At 61.3% G+C, this 17,829-nt stretch carries 7 protein-coding genes, 5 tRNA genes, 1 pseudogene and 2 riboswitches; of the genes and pseudogenes, 4 read left to right on the forward strand and 9 right to left on the reverse strand.

The annotated features are described in order from the left end of the window. Positions 1-69: 69 nt before the first annotated feature. Positions 70-158, reverse strand: a riboswitch (cyclic di-GMP riboswitch). Between the two features lie 295 nt (positions 159-453). Beyond that, positions 454-2,640 carry an ExeM/NucH family extracellular endonuclease gene (locus WE862_RS20580; RefSeq protein ID WP_042029875.1) on the forward strand — a complete coding sequence of 729 codons (2,187 nt, stop codon included), beginning with the start codon at positions 454-456 and terminating at the stop codon, positions 2,638-2,640. Positions 2,641-2,808: 168 nt separating this feature from the next. On the opposite strand, the gene WE862_RS20585 is transcribed toward WE862_RS20580, so the two are convergent. From WE862_RS20585 to WE862_RS20625, 9 genes and pseudogenes are all read right to left on the reverse strand, one after another. Next, positions 2,809-2,884: transfer RNA gene (locus tag WE862_RS20585), tRNA-Ala, on the reverse strand. 33 nt (positions 2,885-2,917) lie between these two features. Continuing rightward, positions 2,918-2,993: transfer RNA gene (locus WE862_RS20590), tRNA-Ala, on the reverse strand. A gap of 48 nt (positions 2,994-3,041) precedes the next feature. Continuing rightward, positions 3,042-3,117 (reverse strand) — tRNA-Ala (locus WE862_RS20595). A gap of 63 nt (positions 3,118-3,180) precedes the next feature. After that, positions 3,181-3,256 (reverse strand) — tRNA-Ala (locus tag WE862_RS20600). Positions 3,257-3,284: 28 nt separating this feature from the next. Then, positions 3,285-3,360, reverse strand: a tRNA-Ala gene (locus tag WE862_RS20605). 735 nt (positions 3,361-4,095) lie between these two features. After that, positions 4,096-6,012 carry a glycoside hydrolase family 19 protein gene (locus WE862_RS20610; RefSeq protein ID WP_042029876.1) on the reverse strand — a complete coding sequence of 639 codons (1,917 nt, stop codon included), beginning with the start codon at positions 6,010-6,012 and terminating at the stop codon, positions 4,096-4,098. A 79-nt stretch (positions 6,013-6,091) separates the two neighbouring features. Beyond that, on the reverse strand, positions 6,092-9,076 hold the full coding sequence (locus WE862_RS20615) for a M66 family metalloprotease (RefSeq protein ID WP_269780156.1): 2,985 nt from the start codon (positions 9,074-9,076) through the stop codon (positions 6,092-6,094). A 72-nt stretch (positions 9,077-9,148) separates the two neighbouring features. Next, positions 9,149-11,743, reverse strand: coding sequence for a glycosyl hydrolase family 18 protein (locus WE862_RS20620; protein WP_042029877.1), 2,595 nt, complete (start codon positions 11,741-11,743; stop codon positions 9,149-9,151). A 106-nt stretch (positions 11,744-11,849) separates the two neighbouring features. Further along, positions 11,850-11,937, reverse strand: a riboswitch (cyclic di-GMP riboswitch). A 201-nt stretch (positions 11,938-12,138) separates the two neighbouring features. Continuing rightward, positions 12,139-15,612: pseudogene (locus tag WE862_RS20625) on the reverse strand (NahK/ErcS family hybrid sensor histidine kinase/response regulator). A gap of 217 nt (positions 15,613-15,829) precedes the next feature. On the opposite strand from WE862_RS20625, the gene WE862_RS20630 reads away from it, so the two are divergent. From WE862_RS20630 to WE862_RS20640, 3 genes are read left to right on the forward strand one after another with little or no spacing between them, the layout of a single operon-like run. Further along, the gene (locus WE862_RS20630; protein ID WP_041210868.1) at positions 15,830-16,378 is read left to right on the forward strand and encodes a DUF2975 domain-containing protein; all 549 of its coding nucleotides are present in this window, start codon (positions 15,830-15,832) and stop codon (positions 16,376-16,378) included. 7 nt (positions 16,379-16,385) lie between these two features. Further along, positions 16,386-16,595, forward strand: a complete 210-nt coding sequence (locus WE862_RS20635) for a helix-turn-helix domain-containing protein (protein ID WP_033112641.1) — start codon at positions 16,386-16,388, stop codon at positions 16,593-16,595. Positions 16,596-16,601: 6 nt separating this feature from the next. Further along, positions 16,602-17,819: a hypothetical protein gene (locus WE862_RS20640; RefSeq protein ID WP_042029881.1), complete on the forward strand. Its 1,218-nt coding sequence runs from the start codon at positions 16,602-16,604 to the stop codon at positions 17,817-17,819. Positions 17,820-17,829 lie beyond the last annotated feature (10 nt).

Here is a 17,829-nt window from a genome sequence, read left to right on the forward strand (position 1 = left end):
CACAAGCGCAACCTGCGTGAAGGGAGGGAGACTACCGGCCATGGACTCGCCGCACACTGCCTCTTCACCCGGGGAAACCCCGCTATCTGGATCATCATCTGATCGGAAGACCGGAGGTATTGCGTCCCGGCATTTCAACCGGTTTGCCCTTTACCTGGGTTCCGTGAGGAACAAGCCGAGTATAGAAAGCATGCAGCCGAGTCTCAATCTTCATTCTCGGAGAAAAATATGTGGTTGCCAGCGGGATCACACTTTCCCACCACACCAACCGGTAAGTGTTTTATCAGTAATTTCAGAATGTTAGCCAAGTCAAAAAACGCCAACCTGCGCTCATTTGTATCCCGGTAATGTGCGTTGGCTCACTGGTACGAGATGCCGAAAATGTGACAATGCGCGCCCCTGGTCAGCGACCAGGACTATGGAAACACTGGCAAAAATAAAAAAGGAACACTTATGAAAGGTACTCGCACCCTGCTGTCTCTGGCCGTGGGGCTGGCCCTCGCTGCCCCCGGCGCCCACGCAGCCTTCGTCTGCCCCTCCGATCCGGCGCAACTCACCCCCATTCCGACCATTCAGGGAACAGGCTCAGGGAGCCAGTTCGCGACCGACACCGTGACCGATAAAAACGGCAACATCACGGGAAAAATCAGTCCGGGTACCTTCATGGTGCGCGGTGTCGTCACCACCCTCGGCCAGAGCCTGACCAAAGGCTTCTATCTGACTGATCCGGCGGGAGATGGCAACCCGGCCACCTCCGATGGCATCTTTGTCTATCTCAATGACAGCAAACTTGCGACCAACTACCCGGCCCTCAAGCCGGGGGCTGAAGTCTGCCTCGAAGCCAGGGTCGAGGAGTACTACGGCGGCACCCAGCTCAAACCCACTTTCGAGGCCAACAAAGCCCGCCTGCAGGTCACAGCACAGGGGTTGACGGTGCCGACCAGCGTATTGCAGGTCAATGAAGGGGAGACGCTGGCGCAGGCACTCAATCGCCACGAAGGGATGCGGGTACGGCTCGACAGCAGCAGCGATCTCCACCTGACCCGCAACTACGGCTTCGACTACAAGGTTTATCGCAACAACGTCGAGCTCTCCCACAAGGCGCCGCTGCTCAAGCCGACCCAGCTCCATATTGCCAGCAGCCCGGAAGCGGTCGCTCTGGCTGCCAAAAATGGCAGCAACCGGCTGGTGGTCGAGTCTGATTACAAGGCACCGGATGGCGTACTGCCCTGGTTCCCGGGCTGGGATGCCGATCAGGGCTATCTGCGTATCGGTGATCAACTGACCGGGCTGGAGGGCGTCATTGTCTACAACAAGGATGCCTTCCGTCTGGTGGTACCCAGCGATGTCACCCTGAGCACCGGCGCCCTGCTGCGTACACCGGAAGATGACCGCCAGCCGGCACCCGCCCGGGCCACTGGCAGCGATCTGCGGATTGGCAGCTTCAACGTGCTCAACTACTTCACCAGCCACTCCAGCATTGGCGGCGCGCTCAACGTGCTGTGCAAAGATCAGGCGGATGCCGACAACGCCAAAGGGTGCAACCGCGGCGCCAAGAGCCTGGCCGACTTCGAGAAGCAGCGCACCAAGATCGTCAACGCCATCACCGAGATGGATGCCGACCTGCTCGGCCTGATGGAGATGGAGAACAACGGCTTTGGCGACAACTCCGCCATCAACAATCTGGTGACCCGCCTCAACGAGCAACAGAAGGATGCGAGCAAGCGCTACGCCTATGTCCGCCTGCCAGCAAGCCTCCTCACCAGCGAGAAATTCTTCGGTGGCGACGCCATCATGGTGGCCATGATCTATCGTCCGGCCCTGCTCACCCCGGCCAGCGAGGCCAATGTCATCCGCATGCCGGAGCAGCGCTATACCACGAGTGGCGTGGCCAAAACTGCCGGCCAGCGCGATTCACTGGTACAGAGCTTTACCGTAGCTGGCAGCAAGGATCCGCTGACGCTGGTGGTCAACCACCTCAAGTCCAAGGGCTCGGGCTGCTATGAAAACGGCGATGGCAAGACAGAACCGGCCGACCTGCAGGGCAAGTGTACCGAGTTCCGGGTGAGTGCGGCCAAGGTGCTGGGTGAAGCGGTCAGCAAGCTGCCGGGACAGGTGCTGCTGGTGGGCGACTTCAACTCCTACGCCAAAGAAGACCCGATCCGGGTACTGACCGACTACAACCCGGCCACCAGCGAGCGGAAGATCATATCGGCCTCTCACACCTTTATCGGCGACCAGTCCTATGAACAGCTCGGTCGCGAGGTGACTCGCAACTATGGCCTGATCGATCTCAACGTCAAGTTCAACAAGGAGAAAGCCATCTCCTACAGCTATGACAGTGAACTCGGTACCCTCGACTATGCCCTTGCCAATCCGGCGCTGGCCAGCAAGGTGGCGAACGTGGCCGACTGGCACATCAACTCCTTCGAGAGCAGCCTGTTCGAGTACGGCAACCAGTACACCGGCCCCCTGCTGAAATCGGATAATCCGTTCAGCGCCTCCGACCACGACCCCATCATCGTCGATCTGAAAATGAAGGGTGATGCCGTCAAACCGGACCACGGCTCAAGTGGCGGTGGTGCACTGGGGCTCGGCCTGCTGGCCCTGCTGCCGCTGGCCTGGCGCCGTCGGCGCTAACCGGCAACCTGCTTGAAAGTAGCCAAAAGCCCGCGATACCCGCGGGCTTTTCAGTTTTGGCCATTTGATTTGCAAATGAAAGGCTGGAAAGTATGGGGAAAATAAATGCCTGAGAAAACAAAAAGGCCACCGCAATGCGGTGGCCTTTTCGACTTTCTTTACGAAAGATGGTGGAGCTACGCGGGATCGAACCGCGGACCTCTTGCATGCCATGCAAGCGCTCTCCCAGCTGAGCTATAACCCCGATGTGTGTGAATGACTGATGTCACTCTGAATTTGGTGGAGCTACGCGGGATCGAACCGCGGACCTCTTGCATGCCATGCAAGCGCTCTCCCAGCTGAGCTATAACCCCAAATTCGGCACTGAATGAATGGTTCTGGCGGCCATTCATCCTCAATAATGGTGGAGCTACGCGGGATCGAACCGCGGACCTCTTGCATGCCATGCAAGCGCTCTCCCAGCTGAGCTATAACCCCACAAAGGTCGGCCTGGGTGATACACACCGCACTGCCCTGGGTACTTCATTTCAATCAGGAACCTGGTGGAGCTACGCGGGATCGAACCGCGGACCTCTTGCATGCCATGCAAGCGCTCTCCCAGCTGAGCTATAACCCCTTTGATTCCAGATTGTTCGAGGAGAATTTGGTGGAGCTACGCGGGATCGAACCGCGGACCTCTTGCATGCCATGCAAGCGCTCTCCCAGCTGAGCTATAACCCCAACTCACCTCGGCGCTGACGAAGTTATCTCCGGCAACGGAGGCGCATGATAGGCATCACCCGCTTCAGTGTCAACCCTAAAATCACCCCGATTGGCGCGTTTAATCAAAATTGCAGCAAGTCGTTGTTTTTATCGACTAAATGCCGCAATCCGGCCATTTAACCGGCACTTTGGCGTGCTGCTCGCAACACCACAGCCTCGGCCGCCACTCACCCAGTCATGACGACAGGAGAAGCCGCACTACGAGATGGCAAGGCAGAAGCGCCCAGCAGGAGGCGGTTCAAGAAAGCCTTTCCATAAAGAGGATTGAATTTGAAAACCCTTTCCATGATTTATGTAAATTTACAACACACAAAGTTGATCTGGCTCACAAATAGCCATAGGATCAAACCGTGACCCAGGTCACACAAAGCAATAAACCAACAGAGATATGAGGTGAAACCATGTTCGAGAATCTGGCAGTTCTGTTCCACCTGCGCGGTGCAACCAGAAAAAGCGGCGTAGTCGAGAAAGATACCTACGCTCCGTCCACCCGTGAATACTACTTCCGCTACGGCAAGTAATTGCTGAAAGCCTTTCACGGAAAACGTAATAAAACTACAACACACATCATCACACAGCCCTCTCGAGGCGCTGTCCTGTCCGGGCCAGATGTTCCACGGCCAAACCTGAACTCCACCAAACAAGAATGGGGCCCGCAGGCCCCATCTTTTATTGCTTCGGCTTAATGCCGGATCACAGCTTGATCCAGGCATCACTCCACGCGGTTCCCTTGCCCGGCTCATAAGCCCAGGCGGCACCGGCGCACCAGCCGGTGTAGGGGTGCGGTTTGCACTCGTAGCTGGCACCGCCGTTGCTGACCCGCTCGCCCGCCTTGTAGGGAGTCCCCTCTTTATAGGCCGGATAGTCAGGCGGCGTTACGCCCCCCTCCTCTCCTTTCACCAGCAGGCTATGGGTGGTGCTGCGGCTCAGATTACCTTCATCTGTGACCGTCAGTTTGATCTCCAGCCTGGTATCGCTGGCCGGCTTGGGCAGGGTCAACTCCAGCGTCACCTGATCCAGCGCAGGCGCAGAGGCACCGGCCGGGATAGTCCAGGCATAAGTGAGCGGCTTGCCTTCCGGATCGCTGGAGTGCTGGCCGGAGAGGGTCACCTTGCTGCCACCTTCGGCCTGCGCCGGGCCGGTGATATTGGCCACCGGCGGCAGGTTGGTGCCACCGCCGTTATCCTCGATCACCACCTCCGGATAGAAGTGCTGAACACAGCGGCTGTAATCTCCCTCCTTGAAGGCGCTGAAACGGGTCTGGTAACCCACCAGCTTGCACGCGTAACTCTTGCCGCCGTTGGGGTTCTCTGCCACATAGCTCCAGTCCTGCTCCCAGTAGATGGGCAGGGCACCGGCGCCCTTGTCGTCAAACACCTTCATGTTCTTGCAACCCAGCACCTCGTCGGATGGCACCGCCACCCCGAGGTAGTTGGCAAACTCGCGGTAGTAGTTGATGCGGTTCTGGGACTGGGCGTGCTCGACCGGGCCACCGCACTCCACCCCACCGTTGATGATCTGGGTGGTGACCCCGAAGCCCGGCACCAGACCGTTCTGCTTGTCATGGTCATTCGGCTGCCAGGTGCCATCGATGACATGGAGCATGGAGGGCTTGGGCGGCTGCGGATAGGTATAGAAGAACACCGCGCTGGCCAGGTTCAGCCAGGTGTCGGCCACCAGATCGGGACGGTCGAGCAGGGTGCGCACCGTACCGAACATCGCCTCGGAGAAGGGGCCGTAGTTGTAGTTGTAGGAGAGCTGTTTGGCGCCGCGACCAAAGTAGCTCTTGAACTCGCCATTGTCGAAAGTACCGCACGGCCACTGCTGACCCTGCCACACATCGGGACGGCACTCTGCGTTGTAACCGCCGCGCATGGTCTCATTCCATCCCATCTCGCGCACGTAGACCAGCGCCTGACGCCACTCGGCTTCCGGGCGCCAGTTTTCATGGCCACCAGTCTCCTGGGCGAAGTGGGCGAACATGGTTGCCAACGTCTTGCGGCAGATGGCATCGGCATCGCGGCCGTCGCTGTAGTCGCTGCACAGGGCCGGGAACTTGGCCGCCGCCTGCAGCAGGCCGCGATAGGTGTACTCGGGGGCGCGCAGCGGGAAGAGGTAGTTGAACTGGCTCTCGCTCAGCAGGCTTTCAACCCGCTTGACGTTGCCCGGGTTGTCGGCACGGCCCGGCTGCACTGCCTCGACCACCAGATTGTCCCGGGTAGCGATGGAGGCCTTGACCGCTTCCATCGCCGGGAAGTCGGTCAGCGCCTTCTCTTTGGCATCCAGCTCGGCCTGGCTCATATAGACGGGGGTGGTGCTGCCATCCGGCGGGGTAGGTGTCGGCGGATTGGGCTTGTCATCGCCGCCGGTATCCGGCGGAGTCACTTCCCCTTCGCCGACAAGCTTCCACGGGGTATCCCACTCATTGGCGGCCGCCATGCCCGGAGTCTGACCCGGGTTGACCCACCATTTGGCCTCGAAAACCTGGCCGTTGTAATTGACCTGGCTGCCGCCCGGGTAGGATTTGTTGATGTCGTATGCCTCGGCCGCCCACAGGTGGCCGCTCAGCATCAAGCCGGCAAGCAGAAGGGATATGCGATTTTTTTTCATTATTGTTGCTCTCTGTCTAGGTTTTCAGCAGAAAAGGTGGGGCCTCATAAGACCCCGCCACCATCATAGGGATCCCGGCTTAACGGCAGCTTGCCGCCCCGACATCCAGCCAGACGCCGTGCTTGCCCGGCTCATTACCCTGAGTCCACCACCTGGCCTGCCACCGACGGCCGTTGTGGTTGGTCAGCTCCCCGCCGTTGTAGGCAACGGCGGCGCTCCACCCCAGATCAACCTGACTCGCCAGCGCCCACTGATCGGCACTGCGACTCGGCGCATTGCCCTGAGTCCAGTACTTGGCACGCCATACCAGCTGGTTGTGGCTCACCTTGTCGCCGCCGTTGTAGACCTTGCTGGCCTGCCATGCGGGAACGTTGGCCGCTTCCGGATCTGTGGTGTTGCAAGAGCCGTCGACCACGGGCGCCAGCGTCAGCACGATGCGCCCTTCGCTCTGATGTACTCCGTCCGAGACGCTCACACTCAGCTCATGCTGCTCGCTGGTGGTGACAGCCGGCGGTAGCAGACGCAGGTTGGCACTGGTCTCGCCTTCCGCCTGCCAGCCCGCCGGAAAGTGCCAGCGGTAGCTCAGCGCGTCGTCCTCGGGATCGCTCGCCTCAGCGGTGACGGTCAGCCACTCACCGCCGATGCCGCCGAGCTGCGCCGGTACGGTCACCACTGGAGGCTGGTTCTCAACCACGCCCTGCTCCAGCGGCCGCCCGTTGACGGTAAAGGAGAGTGACTGCTGCGGTGGCAGCAAGCTCTGCTGTACCAGTGTCTGGCCACGGCACTGGATGGTGGCGCGGCCGGGCTCGCTGGCGGTGGGCAGGTTGATGTGGAACTTGTTCATGACGCTGCTGGCCGCCCGGTGATTGGCCAGCCTGAAGCGCTGCAGACCATCGCGAGTCTCCACCTGCAACTGGCAGTCACTGCCGGACAGGGTGCTGCTGTCATCCGGATAGGTGAAGCCGTAGGCGCCGTGCAGCGCCGGATAGATGTAGCTGGGCAGGCTCCCCTGCGGGTCGTAATAGCCCACCAGAGTGGTCACCGGCACTCCGAACTGCTCGGGCTTGCGCGCAACCTTGGTATCGATGGGGGAGACCTCCACCCAGCTCTGGCCATCCGAGGTGAAGCTCTTCTTGAAGCCCCGGTTCACCACAATTTCCTTGCCGTTGATAAAGAGGCGACTGTTGTAACCGGCCCCGTGATCGATGGTCAGACTGCGCCCACGGTTGTCCGCAGAGGCAACCGGCACCCGGATATCACGAGTCCAGCGACCGTCCCACATGGCGACCCTGACCAAGCCGTAATCCGCCAGCAGGGCACTCAGTCCGGCCTCGCTCAGGGCATCCATGGGAGCATCGACCTTCTCGATCCCCTCGATTGTGTGCTGATAGGGCTCCATCCTGGCCGTCGCACTGTTCCACTTGCTAAAGCCGGTGGCCGAGTTGGCATCGAACACCGCCTTGCTCTCCAGGAAGCGCTGGATGATGGCGGCCGAATTGGGGGTATAGAGGGTGAAACGGTTGGCGCCGGAGAGAGGGCTGCCGCCCGCCATCGCATCGTAGCCAAACTTGCGGCCATCGAACGGTGGCTGGCACTGGCCATCCAGACAGGCATCCTCATTGGTGCGGGTCGGCGAGAAGTTGGGGATGAAACGGTGTTTGTCACTGTCCCAGCCCCAGCTGGAGTTGAGCTGATCGGCACTGCGGTGAACCGAGCCACGGAAGCCATCCACATAGTGGCCAAGGCCGAAGTTATGGCCCACTTCGTGGCTGAACTCGTTGCCAAGGGAGCTATCGAGGGTGACGATGCCACCACCACCGGAACCACCGTGCACCTGAACCCCATTGGCATATTTGCCGCGGCTGTTGTGCGCCGTCAGTTGGGCCACCACAAAGGGATGGCTCCCCTCCCCTTCACCGGCACTGCTGTTGATGCCGTAGTTGGCATTGTCGATGCCGTGGGAGATAAGCTCCTTGCCGATGCGCTGACGCATGGTGCCGCCATGCCAACCCCCCTCGCTCGGGTCAAAATCGGTCAGCAAGGTGCCGTTGGGTAGCATCACCTCAGGCAGGGAGAGCGGCGCGTACTGACTGACGATCAAGCGGCTGGCCGGGATGGTCTGGAAGTATTCGCGATGGGCCTCCTTGTCATTGGCAAAGGCAAAGCGATCCCGTGGCGTGGTAAGCATGCCGATGTCGATGGTATGCAGCAGCAGCTCGCCGGGAGCGCCGACTTTGATATCACGCAGTTCACCACTGAGATTGCCCTGTCGCACGGAGAGGGTCAGTCCGGGCAGGATCCACCCGGCAGGCAGCTCGCCACTCCAGGTATCCGGGGCATAGGTGATGCGGTTGTTCTCCAGCTCCCCCTCACGGAACCACTGCCCCTTGGCAAACTTGAACTGCAGGGTCTGGCCACGGGAGATCGTCACCTGCCGCTCGCCATAGAAGATCGTCGAGTTGTAGCCTGCACTGGAGCGCAAGCGCACCATCTTGCCCTCCAGCTCCGGGCTCACGGGCAGGTAGATATCCCGAACCCAGCGGCCGTCGGCGGTTTGGATCTCCACCAGCGCGCGACCAGTCAGCCGCTCCTTGAGGAAGGCGCCGCTCTTGTCGCTCAGTTTGGCCAAATCAGCACTGCTGCTGATGATGGCAGTGCTGCCGCTCTCCGGGACAAAGCTCACCCCGCCTTCGGGAACCCCCGCGATGTGGTAGACCGTCTCGGGCAGTGCCGAGGGCGGCGACAAGGTCAGGGAGCCAAGCAGCTTGCCGCTGCCGTCGCGGGCCTCCACCGTCATGGGGGTCACCCCGTCGGCCTGGAGCGGTTGCACCAGCAGCAGGCTCTTGCGCAGGCTGGTCAGGATGGGTTGGCGATCCCCCTCTTTGGGGTGGGACGGCAGGATCTGGCTCTGGGCAAACTGCACTCTGGCAGCCAGACTGCCCGCCAGATCGCTTTGCGGGGTCGTGTCATTGAATATCAGGGGCGTGCTGCCAGCAGACAAAGGGGCTGCCGCCAGCGTCGCCATAATGAGGCCGGCTATCGGGGTCATGTATGTTGTAGTCATTTATTTTCTCGTGTTGATGGCTACCGGGAAGGAGGGGCATGTCGCCATGCCCCTGTCATCAAGCGGGAGGTGTTACTTGCAGCTGGCGGCGCCGACATCCTGCCAGACCGCAGCCTTGCCGGGCTCATCACCGCGGGTCCAGTACTGGGCCTTCCACTGGCGACCATTGTGGTTGGTCAGGTCGCCACCGTTATAGGCGACATTGGCATCCCACCCCAGTTGCACCTTGCTCACCAGCGTCCACTGATCGGCAGTGCGGCTCGGTTCGTTGCCCTGAGTCCAGTACTTGGCCTGCCACACCAGCTGGTTGTGGCTCACCTTGTCACCGCCGTTGTAGACCTTGCTCGCCTGCCAGGCAGGCCAGTTGGCGGCATCCGGATCGGTGGCCGAGCAACCGCCACCACCGCTGACCGGCTTGACCGTCAGCCGGGTGGCGGCACTGGCATCCAGCGCGCCGTCGGAGACGGTGAGGCTCAGGTCATAGGCGGTATCGCTGGTAACGTTCGGACCGGTGACCACCAGGGTGGCACTGTTCTGACCGCTGGCGGTGAGACCGGCAGGTACCGTCCACTGATAGGTGAGCGGATCACCGTTTGGGTCAGATGCGGTCGCCTTGAGGGTCACCTGCTTGCCAGACTCCACGGAAGCGGTAGCCGGCAGGCTCACCAGTGGCGGCAGGTTGGGCTGCGGCGCCTTGTTGGTGACAACCACCTGATCGCGGGCGGTGAGGTTATGGTCGTCAGTCACGGCCAGCTCGAACACCAGATTGATGTCGGCGGACACCGCATCTAGTACAACCCGGGCCTTGGCCTGAGTGGCATCCAGCAGGGCTGCCTGCGGGCCGGAGACCTGCTTCCAGCTATAGGTGAGGGCGCCATTTTCCGGGTCGTGGGACGCGGAGCCGTTCAGCGTCACCTCGGTCGGGCCGGTGACACTCAGATCGCTGCCCGCGTTGGCCACCGGCGGCTTGTTGGCTGGCGGAGTGGTTCCCTCGCCATGACCCAGCCCCTCGTGCATGGCATTGAGGATGTCGCCGTTGTCGGCATCAATCTCCCAGGAGAAGAGGCCACCCAGCTTGTTGGCCAGCACATACTGCCCCTTGGCCTTGACCGAGCGGTCGTTGTCATAGGTGATGAGATCGCCGGTCGACGCCTTGAACAGATAGGGGGCCTCGGCCACCTCGTCGTAGCTCTTCTCCCAGCCGCTGCCCATGCGGTTGTTGACGATGTCGCGGTAATCGACCACGCCATCTTCCCAGGTGCCTTTCACCTTGCCGGTCGCCTTGCCGGTGAAGGGGTTGTTGCCCTGATAACCGCTCACGCCAGTCCAGCCACGGCCATACATGGCGGCACCGACCACCAGCTTGCCGGGGTCAACCCCCTGCGCCAGCATCAGGTTGACCGCCTTGTCGGTGGTGTACTTGGTGTTGGGATCCCAGCTCGCCGCATAGAGGTTGGTCTGGTGACCCAGCTCGGTGTTGCTCCATGCGCCGTTGTAGTCGTAGGTCATCATGAAGATGTGGCTCATGTACTGCTGGGCCGCGCGGTAATCGACATCTTCAATCTTGTCGTAACCGGCACCAACCGCGGAGGTGAGCTCATACTTGCGACCAGTCTGCGACTCCAGCTCGTCGAGCATGGCGCGCAGCTCCTTCATCAGGGTCACATAGGTTGCGCCATCGCTCGGGCTGCCCAGTTTCGGGTTGGCGCCCTGTCCACCCGGATACTCCCAGTCGATGTCCACGCCATCGAAGAATTTCCAGGTCTGCAGGAACTCTTTGACCGAGGCGACGAAGGTATCGCGCTTGCTCTTGTCGCCGAGGAAGTAGAAGGGATCGGAGAGGGTCCAGCCGCCGACGGAGGGGAGGATCTTGAGATCGGGGTAGGCCTGCTTGAGCGCCATCAGGGCGCCGAAGTTGCCCTTGTAGGGCTCGTCATAGGCGGTCAGGCCGCTTTGTGGCATCTGGACGGCAGCCCAGGGATCGTGGATCGCCACCTTGAAGTCGGCCCGACCGGCACAGGCACGCTGCAGCGCCTGGAAGCTCCCTTCGATCTCCTTGAGGCTGTCATTGATGCCATCCCCGCCACAGATGGGGGTAAAACCGTAGAGAATGTGGGTCAGGTTCTGGGCCGGGATCTTGTCCACGGTGAACTTGCGCCCGTAGACGCCCCACTCCACGTAGTAGGTGCCGACCACCTTGCCGGACTTGTTGGCGTAGGGCTTGTTGTTCTCCTGCAGCGCAGCCTTTAGCGGTGCAAGGTGGCTGCCATCGGTATCGGCGACCACTATCTCCTTCTTGTCGGAGAGGGTGCAGCCGTCGGCATTGCAGAGGGCTACCTGCATCTGGTAGCGGCCCCCCTTGTTCACCTTGAATTTGGCGGTGCCTGCCGCGGCGGAGGGGCCTGACCACACCTCCTTGCCATCGAGCAGCACCTTGGCGGTCTGGCCAACGTCACCGCTCCAGAGGTTCCAGCTTACCTCCACATCGGCGGCATCTTTCACCTTGACCAGATTGTTGTAGGAGGTTGCCGCCTGATCGACTTCGACAATGGCGAACTTGGTGGGGCCCCAGCCGATGGTGGGTTTGCCGGGCGCAGCCGCGTAAGCAGCAGAGGTACAGAAAAGACCGACCGCAAGGGCCAGCAAGGTAGGTTTTGGACTTGGCATTTGTTGTATTTCCCTATTTCGTTATTGTTTGCAACGAAAAGGGCGACGCGCCTGACAGGTAACGCAGACAGCAGTGCTCCTCCTTGGCAAAAGGAGCGCAACAACCTGTGGTGGCCCCGCTATCTTAGGTACTGCTGACCCTTAGACCGGAAGCTTTGCGTCCCGGCCTTTCGACCGGTTTGCCCTTAACACACTTCATTCGCGACAAGAAAAATCGCCCCTCGACTATAGGGGGGCGATTTGCGAAGTGCTACCTAGTAAAAATGACAGGTGATGGGACTCATTTCCGGGGAACTGGCTCGATATGGTGAGGATTATTCCGACATCAGCCTCTATCCCTCCCCCTTTCGCGCCACTCCCCTCCCTCCATCATTTGATTAATTTTGTGAGCTGGCTCACTGCACCGGCAACAACAAGCTGTTCATCAGAGCGCGCAGCTTGAGCGGTTTGACCGGCTTGCTGATGTAGCCGTATCCCCGCTCGCGGATCTGCGCCTGCAACTCGCTCTTGCGATCAGCGCTGATGATGATCCCACCCGGCTCGTCACCACAAGCCTGCTGCAGCGCGGCAATGGCCTCCAGCCCGGTCTTGCCGTCGTCGAGGTGATAGTCCGAGAGCACCAGTCTCGGCACAAACCCCTCCGCCACCAGCGCCTCGGCCTCGGCCAGATCGACGGCACAACGCACCTCGCAGCCCCAGCGGCCAAGCAGCGAACTCATCGCCGCCAGAATATCCCGCTCGTTGTCGATGCAAAGCACCCTGACCCCCTCCAGCTGGCTGTCACGCAGAGCGGGCGCGGCGACCGGATGGGCAGCCACCCGCCGGGTGGCCAGATTGAGGGTCACCGCAAAGACCGATCCCTTGCCCGGCCAGCTCTGCAATGTGAGCTGATGGCCCAGCACCAGCGAGATGCCGCGGGCAATGGCGAGCCCCAGACCCAGCCCCTGCTCCCTGGCGGTACGGGAGTGATCGAGGCGGGAGAACTCGTCGAAGATCGCCTCCTGCTTGTCTTGCGGAATGCCGGGGCCGTTGTCCCACACCTCGATGCGGATCTTGCCCCCCAGCCTGCGGCAGCCGAGTAGCACCCGACCGCCCGGGTTGTAGCGAAACGCGTTGGTAAGGAAGTTTTGCAGCACCCGCCGCAGCAGGCGCACATCGCTGTGCACCGCCAGCTTGCTCTCCACCACCGAAAAGTGGATCCCCCCCGCCTGCGCCAGCACCCCGAACTCCGCCTTCAGGTTGTCGAACAGCTCGTGCAGGGCGAAGTCGAGTTTCTTGGCTTTGAACTTGCCCGCCTCAAGGCGCGAGATATCGAGCAGATCGCTGATGAGATCCTCGGTCGCTCCCAGCGCATCGTCGATATGACGGGCGATCCGGGCAGGCTCCTCTTCGGCCGGCAGCATCTCCAGCAGGGAGGAGGTAAAGAGCTTGGCCGCGTTGAGGGGCTGGGTCAGATCGTGGCTGACCGCCGCCAGAAAACGGCTCTTGGATTGATTGGCCCGCTCCACCTGCTGGTTGACCAGCAGCAGCTGGCGGTTGAGTTCGGAGAGCTCGCGAGTACGCTCCGCAACCCGCGCCTCCAGATGTTCGTTGGCTTCGCGCAACACCCGTTCGGCATCACGGAACGGCGTGATATCGGTAAAGGTCATGACGAAACCACCGGCCGGCATGGGATTGCCCTGCATCTCGATCACCCGGCCATCGGGGCGCTCCCGCGCCGAGATATGGGCACTGCCCCGTTTCATAAACGCGACCCGGCGCGCCACATGCTCCTCGATATCGCCGGGGCCGCACAGCCCCTGCAGAGCGTTGTAGCGGATGATCTCCTCGATGGGGCGCCCCGCCTGGATAAGCCCGGGCGGATAGTGGAACAGCTCGATGTAGCGCCGGTTCCACGCCACCAGCTTGAGCTCCCTGTCCACCACCGAGATCCCCTGCCCGATATGCTCGATCGCCCCTTGCAGCAGACCACGGTTGAAGCGGAATACGTCGGAGGCCTCGTCCACTATGGTGGCGATCTCCTCGAGCTGCATGTTGCGCCCCTGCAGGGCAGAGGCGAGCACCAGCCGCGCCGACGAGGTGCCAAATACCCCGGCCAGCAGCCGTTCGGTGTGAGCAATCAGTTCGGCCGACGCCTGCATCTGCGGTGCCAGCGTGCCGCCATGCTCACCGGCAAAGCGGCCAAAGGCGCGCTTGACCCGGCTCGACCCGACGAAGCGGGCCGCCAGCATCTCCAGCTCCTTCACCGACACCCGCGCCTGATAGAGCGCAGTGGTATCGCGACTCGGCTTGCCGACGAAGTTGGCCGCCTGCAACCGCTCGCTCACCGCCGGACGGGAGAGCAGCGAGCCCGCCACATAGCCAAGCAGGTTGAAGAGCAGGCTCAGGAAGATGCACCAGGCCCCGAGGCTGAGATCGCGAAAAGCGGGCCAGTCGGGTGGCGCCAGCAACGCCTCCAGCGGCGAGCCGGCCAGCAGACCGCTCTCCGCCAGCAAAGTGATGAACCAGAGGCTCACGCCGAGGATCAGGCCGAGATAAACCCCCTTGCGGTTGCCGTGCCGCCAATAGAGACCGAGCAGCAGGGCGGGCGCAAACTGGGCCACGGCGCCAAAGGAGAGGTAACCAATGCGCGACAAGCTGGTGAGATCGCCAAGCCAGAGGTAGAGCAACCAGGCCGCCAGCAGGATCAACAGGATGGCGCCGCGGCGCACCTGCAGCAGCAATCGCACCAGCCGCTCATCGCGCCCTTGCTGCCAGAAACGGCGCAGCAGCACCGGCAGCACCAGATCGTTGCTCACCATGATGGCCAGTGCGATGGTGCAGACGATCACCATGCCGGTCGCTGCCGAGGTGCCGCCAAGGAAGGCGAGCATGGCGACCCCGTCAAAACCAAGGGCCATCGGCAGACTGATCACATAGGTGTCGGAGGCCATGTCCGCCCCCACCCACTGCTTGCCCGCCAGCGCCAGCGGCCAGATAAAGAGCCCCATCACGAACAGGTAGAGCGGGAAGATCCAGCGCGCCCAGTGCAGATCCTGCCCCTGATTGTTCTCCACCACAGTCACATGGAACTGGCGCGGCAGGCAGATGACCGAGCACATCGCCAATACCGTGTAAATAGCCAGCTCCAGCAGACTGCCAGGCGTCACCGCCATCACCGCATCGAAGAAGTGCCCCGCCACCTCGCTGCGTGCCTGACTCGGCTTGCTCAGAATGAGCCAGAGGGCAAAGCCCCCCACCGAGATAAAGGCGAGCAGCTTCACCACCGACTCGAAGGCGATGGCTACCACCATACCCCTGTGGTGCTCGGTGGCATCGAGATGGCGGGTGCCAAACAGGATGCTGAACAGCGCCAGCAACATGGCGACCCCAAGCGCCAGTTCGGCGGTATTGCCCGATATAGCGCTGGCGTGCCCCGTCCCTGCGCTGTTGACCATCAGCAGATCGAGCCCGGTCACGATCGCTTTGAGCTGCAGCACCAGGTAGGGAAGGATCCCCATGATGGCGATAAGAGCGATGAGCATGGCGAGGCGCTGGGATTTGCCGTAACGGGCGGCGATGAAGTCGGCGATGGAGGTGATGTGTTCCCGCTTGGCCACCAGAATGAGGCGCGCCAGCAGCCGCCAGCCAAACAGAAAGACCAGCATGGGGCCAAGGTAGATGGGCACCGGCGACCAGGGCGATTCACTCGCCTGGCCCACGGTGCCGAAGAAGGCTCAGGAGGTGCAGTAGACCGCCAGCGACAGGCTGTAGAGCAGCGGCTGCCCCTTCATGCGATGCCGCTTGTGCTTGTCCGCCACGAAGGCAATCAGAAACAGCAGCCCCAGATAGGAGAGCGACAATCCGATCAGCAACCATCCCTGGTGCATCTGCAACCCCTTGTCCATGTTGAGAATTTGTATGCAGGTTCGGCCAGTCTAGAGAGGTGGCCGCTAAAAGTCATCACCTTCAGACAGATTGAAATTATCGTTTTTCAATAAGTTTTATCTTGACTGTATATCGTAAAACAATAAACATCGCCGCCGTAAATATTGATAAACGATAAACTTTACCTTTCAGACAACACCCATCACGGCGAGGAATGAGATGATATCCAACAAACTCGAACGCTCGAGCATGCTGATCGAATGGCTGCTGCTACTGGCTCTGCTGGCGACCCCTTTGATCACCTTGCTGGAGGTGTGGACCCCCTTCGGTGGCGCCGATTTGCTGCAGGAGAAGCTCAACACCATTCTGAGCCGTCCCGGCATCAACCCGGCTGACTATCCGCTGCACTTCTCCACCCGGCTGCTCGGCACTCTGGTACAACTGTTGCCGGATCTGGTCTTCATGATGATGCTCTGGCAACTGCGCCAGCTGTTTCGCGGCTACCGCCACGGCCTGCTCTTCACCTTCGAGCAGATCCGCCGCTACCGGCAGATCGGGCTGCTGCTCTGTGCAACCTTCGTGGTCGAGTTGATCCACCTGCCCCTGCTGGATACGGTGCTCACAATGAGAGGTCCGGAAGTACTCGGTACCATAGCGCTGAGTACCTCCGATTTTCGGGTACTGCTGGCGGGACTCATCGTGCTGGCGCTGGCACTGGTCATGCGCGAGGCCAAACTGCTGGCCGATGAACAGCAACTGACGGTGTGAGGATCCCATGCCCATCATCATCCGGCTCGATGCCCTGCTGGCCGAACGCAAAATGACCGCTCGCGAACTGGCCCAGCGCATCGACATCACCGAAGCCAACCTCTCGATCCTCAAGAATGGTCACGCCAAGGCGGTGCGCTTTTCCACTCTGGAGGCCATCTGCCGTGAACTCCAGTGCCAACCCGGCGATCTGCTGGGCTACGAGCAGGAGCGCTAACCCTTTATGAGTCGTCATATCACCCTGTTTGCCCTGTGGCTGCTGCCACTGTGGGCCTGCGCCAGCGATAACGCGAGCGGCCCCCGCTACCTTATCGAAGAGGGCGCCAGCGCCAATGTGCTGCAAGTGCGCCTTACCATGCAGGGCGAGCCCCCTTTTACCCTGCTCCCAACCCGCTACTTGCCGGGCAGTGCCACACCGGCTTCCCCCGCGCTGGTCTGCCTTGCAGACAACCAGCCGGTTGCCCTCAACCAACCCTTCTCCTGCAAAGAGGTTGGCTGGCAGGTCGCTCTCACACTGGCGCCAACGCAAGGGGTGGATGCCTCGGCCCAACAGTCACTGCTGTTTGCCCCCGACCAGTGGCTATTGACCGAGTGGGGTAACTTTGTGCGCCAGCAGGGGAGCCACCAAGGGAAGGTGTGTCTGCCGGATGGCAGCTGCCAACCGTTACCGGATGTCAACCAGCCACCGCTGATCCTGCCATTTGGTCTGCAAACTGTGCCCGTCACCAAACCGGATCCGCGGTTGGTGCTGAGCCATGACGAGACCGCCAACCAACTCGATCTGCCGGCCTTGCAGCAACAACTGAATGAGATCATCGACTATCTGGCCTTTCAGCTCGATGTGGCCCCGCCCACTCACCCGTGGCAACTGGTGTGGCTCGGGCGAGATGTGGCAACCCACTCCCTTGGCGGAGCCGCCGGGGATCAGGTGTTTGTCGCCAACTACCCCACCGATGCTGGCAAACCGACGCCACAGGCGCCCCTGCGCCTGCTGCGCACCTCGGCCCACGAGGCGGTGCATATCCTCAGCGCTCACCATACTGCGCCACAACCCACCTGGGTCAACGAGAGCCTCGCCGAATACCTCGCCATCAAGGCACTGCGCCGCTTTCGACTGCATCAGGTCTCGGCGCTCAACGAACTGGCCGAGCGAGGCAAACAACTGCCTCATAGCGAGAGCGGCCTCTATCGGGCTGCCCGCGAAGTGATGGCTGGCGATCGCTCCTACTACCCGCTCTTTTACGTCAAGGGGAGCGCCTTCTGGGAGGCACTGGAGCGGGAGCTGCAACACAATGACGCCACTCTGGCCCGACTGCTGCCCCAACTGGGCTGGCTACCGGATGGCCGCTTTGATGCCGCCTCCAGTGAACTGCTTGCCGGCACCATCGGCTCGGATACCTGGCGCCGCCTCAGCCGCCACTATCTTGGCGAGCCACAGTAACACCGCAAAC

This window comes from Aeromonas jandaei (assembly GCF_037890695.1).
Classification (GTDB): domain Bacteria; phylum Pseudomonadota; class Gammaproteobacteria; order Enterobacterales; family Aeromonadaceae; genus Aeromonas; species Aeromonas jandaei.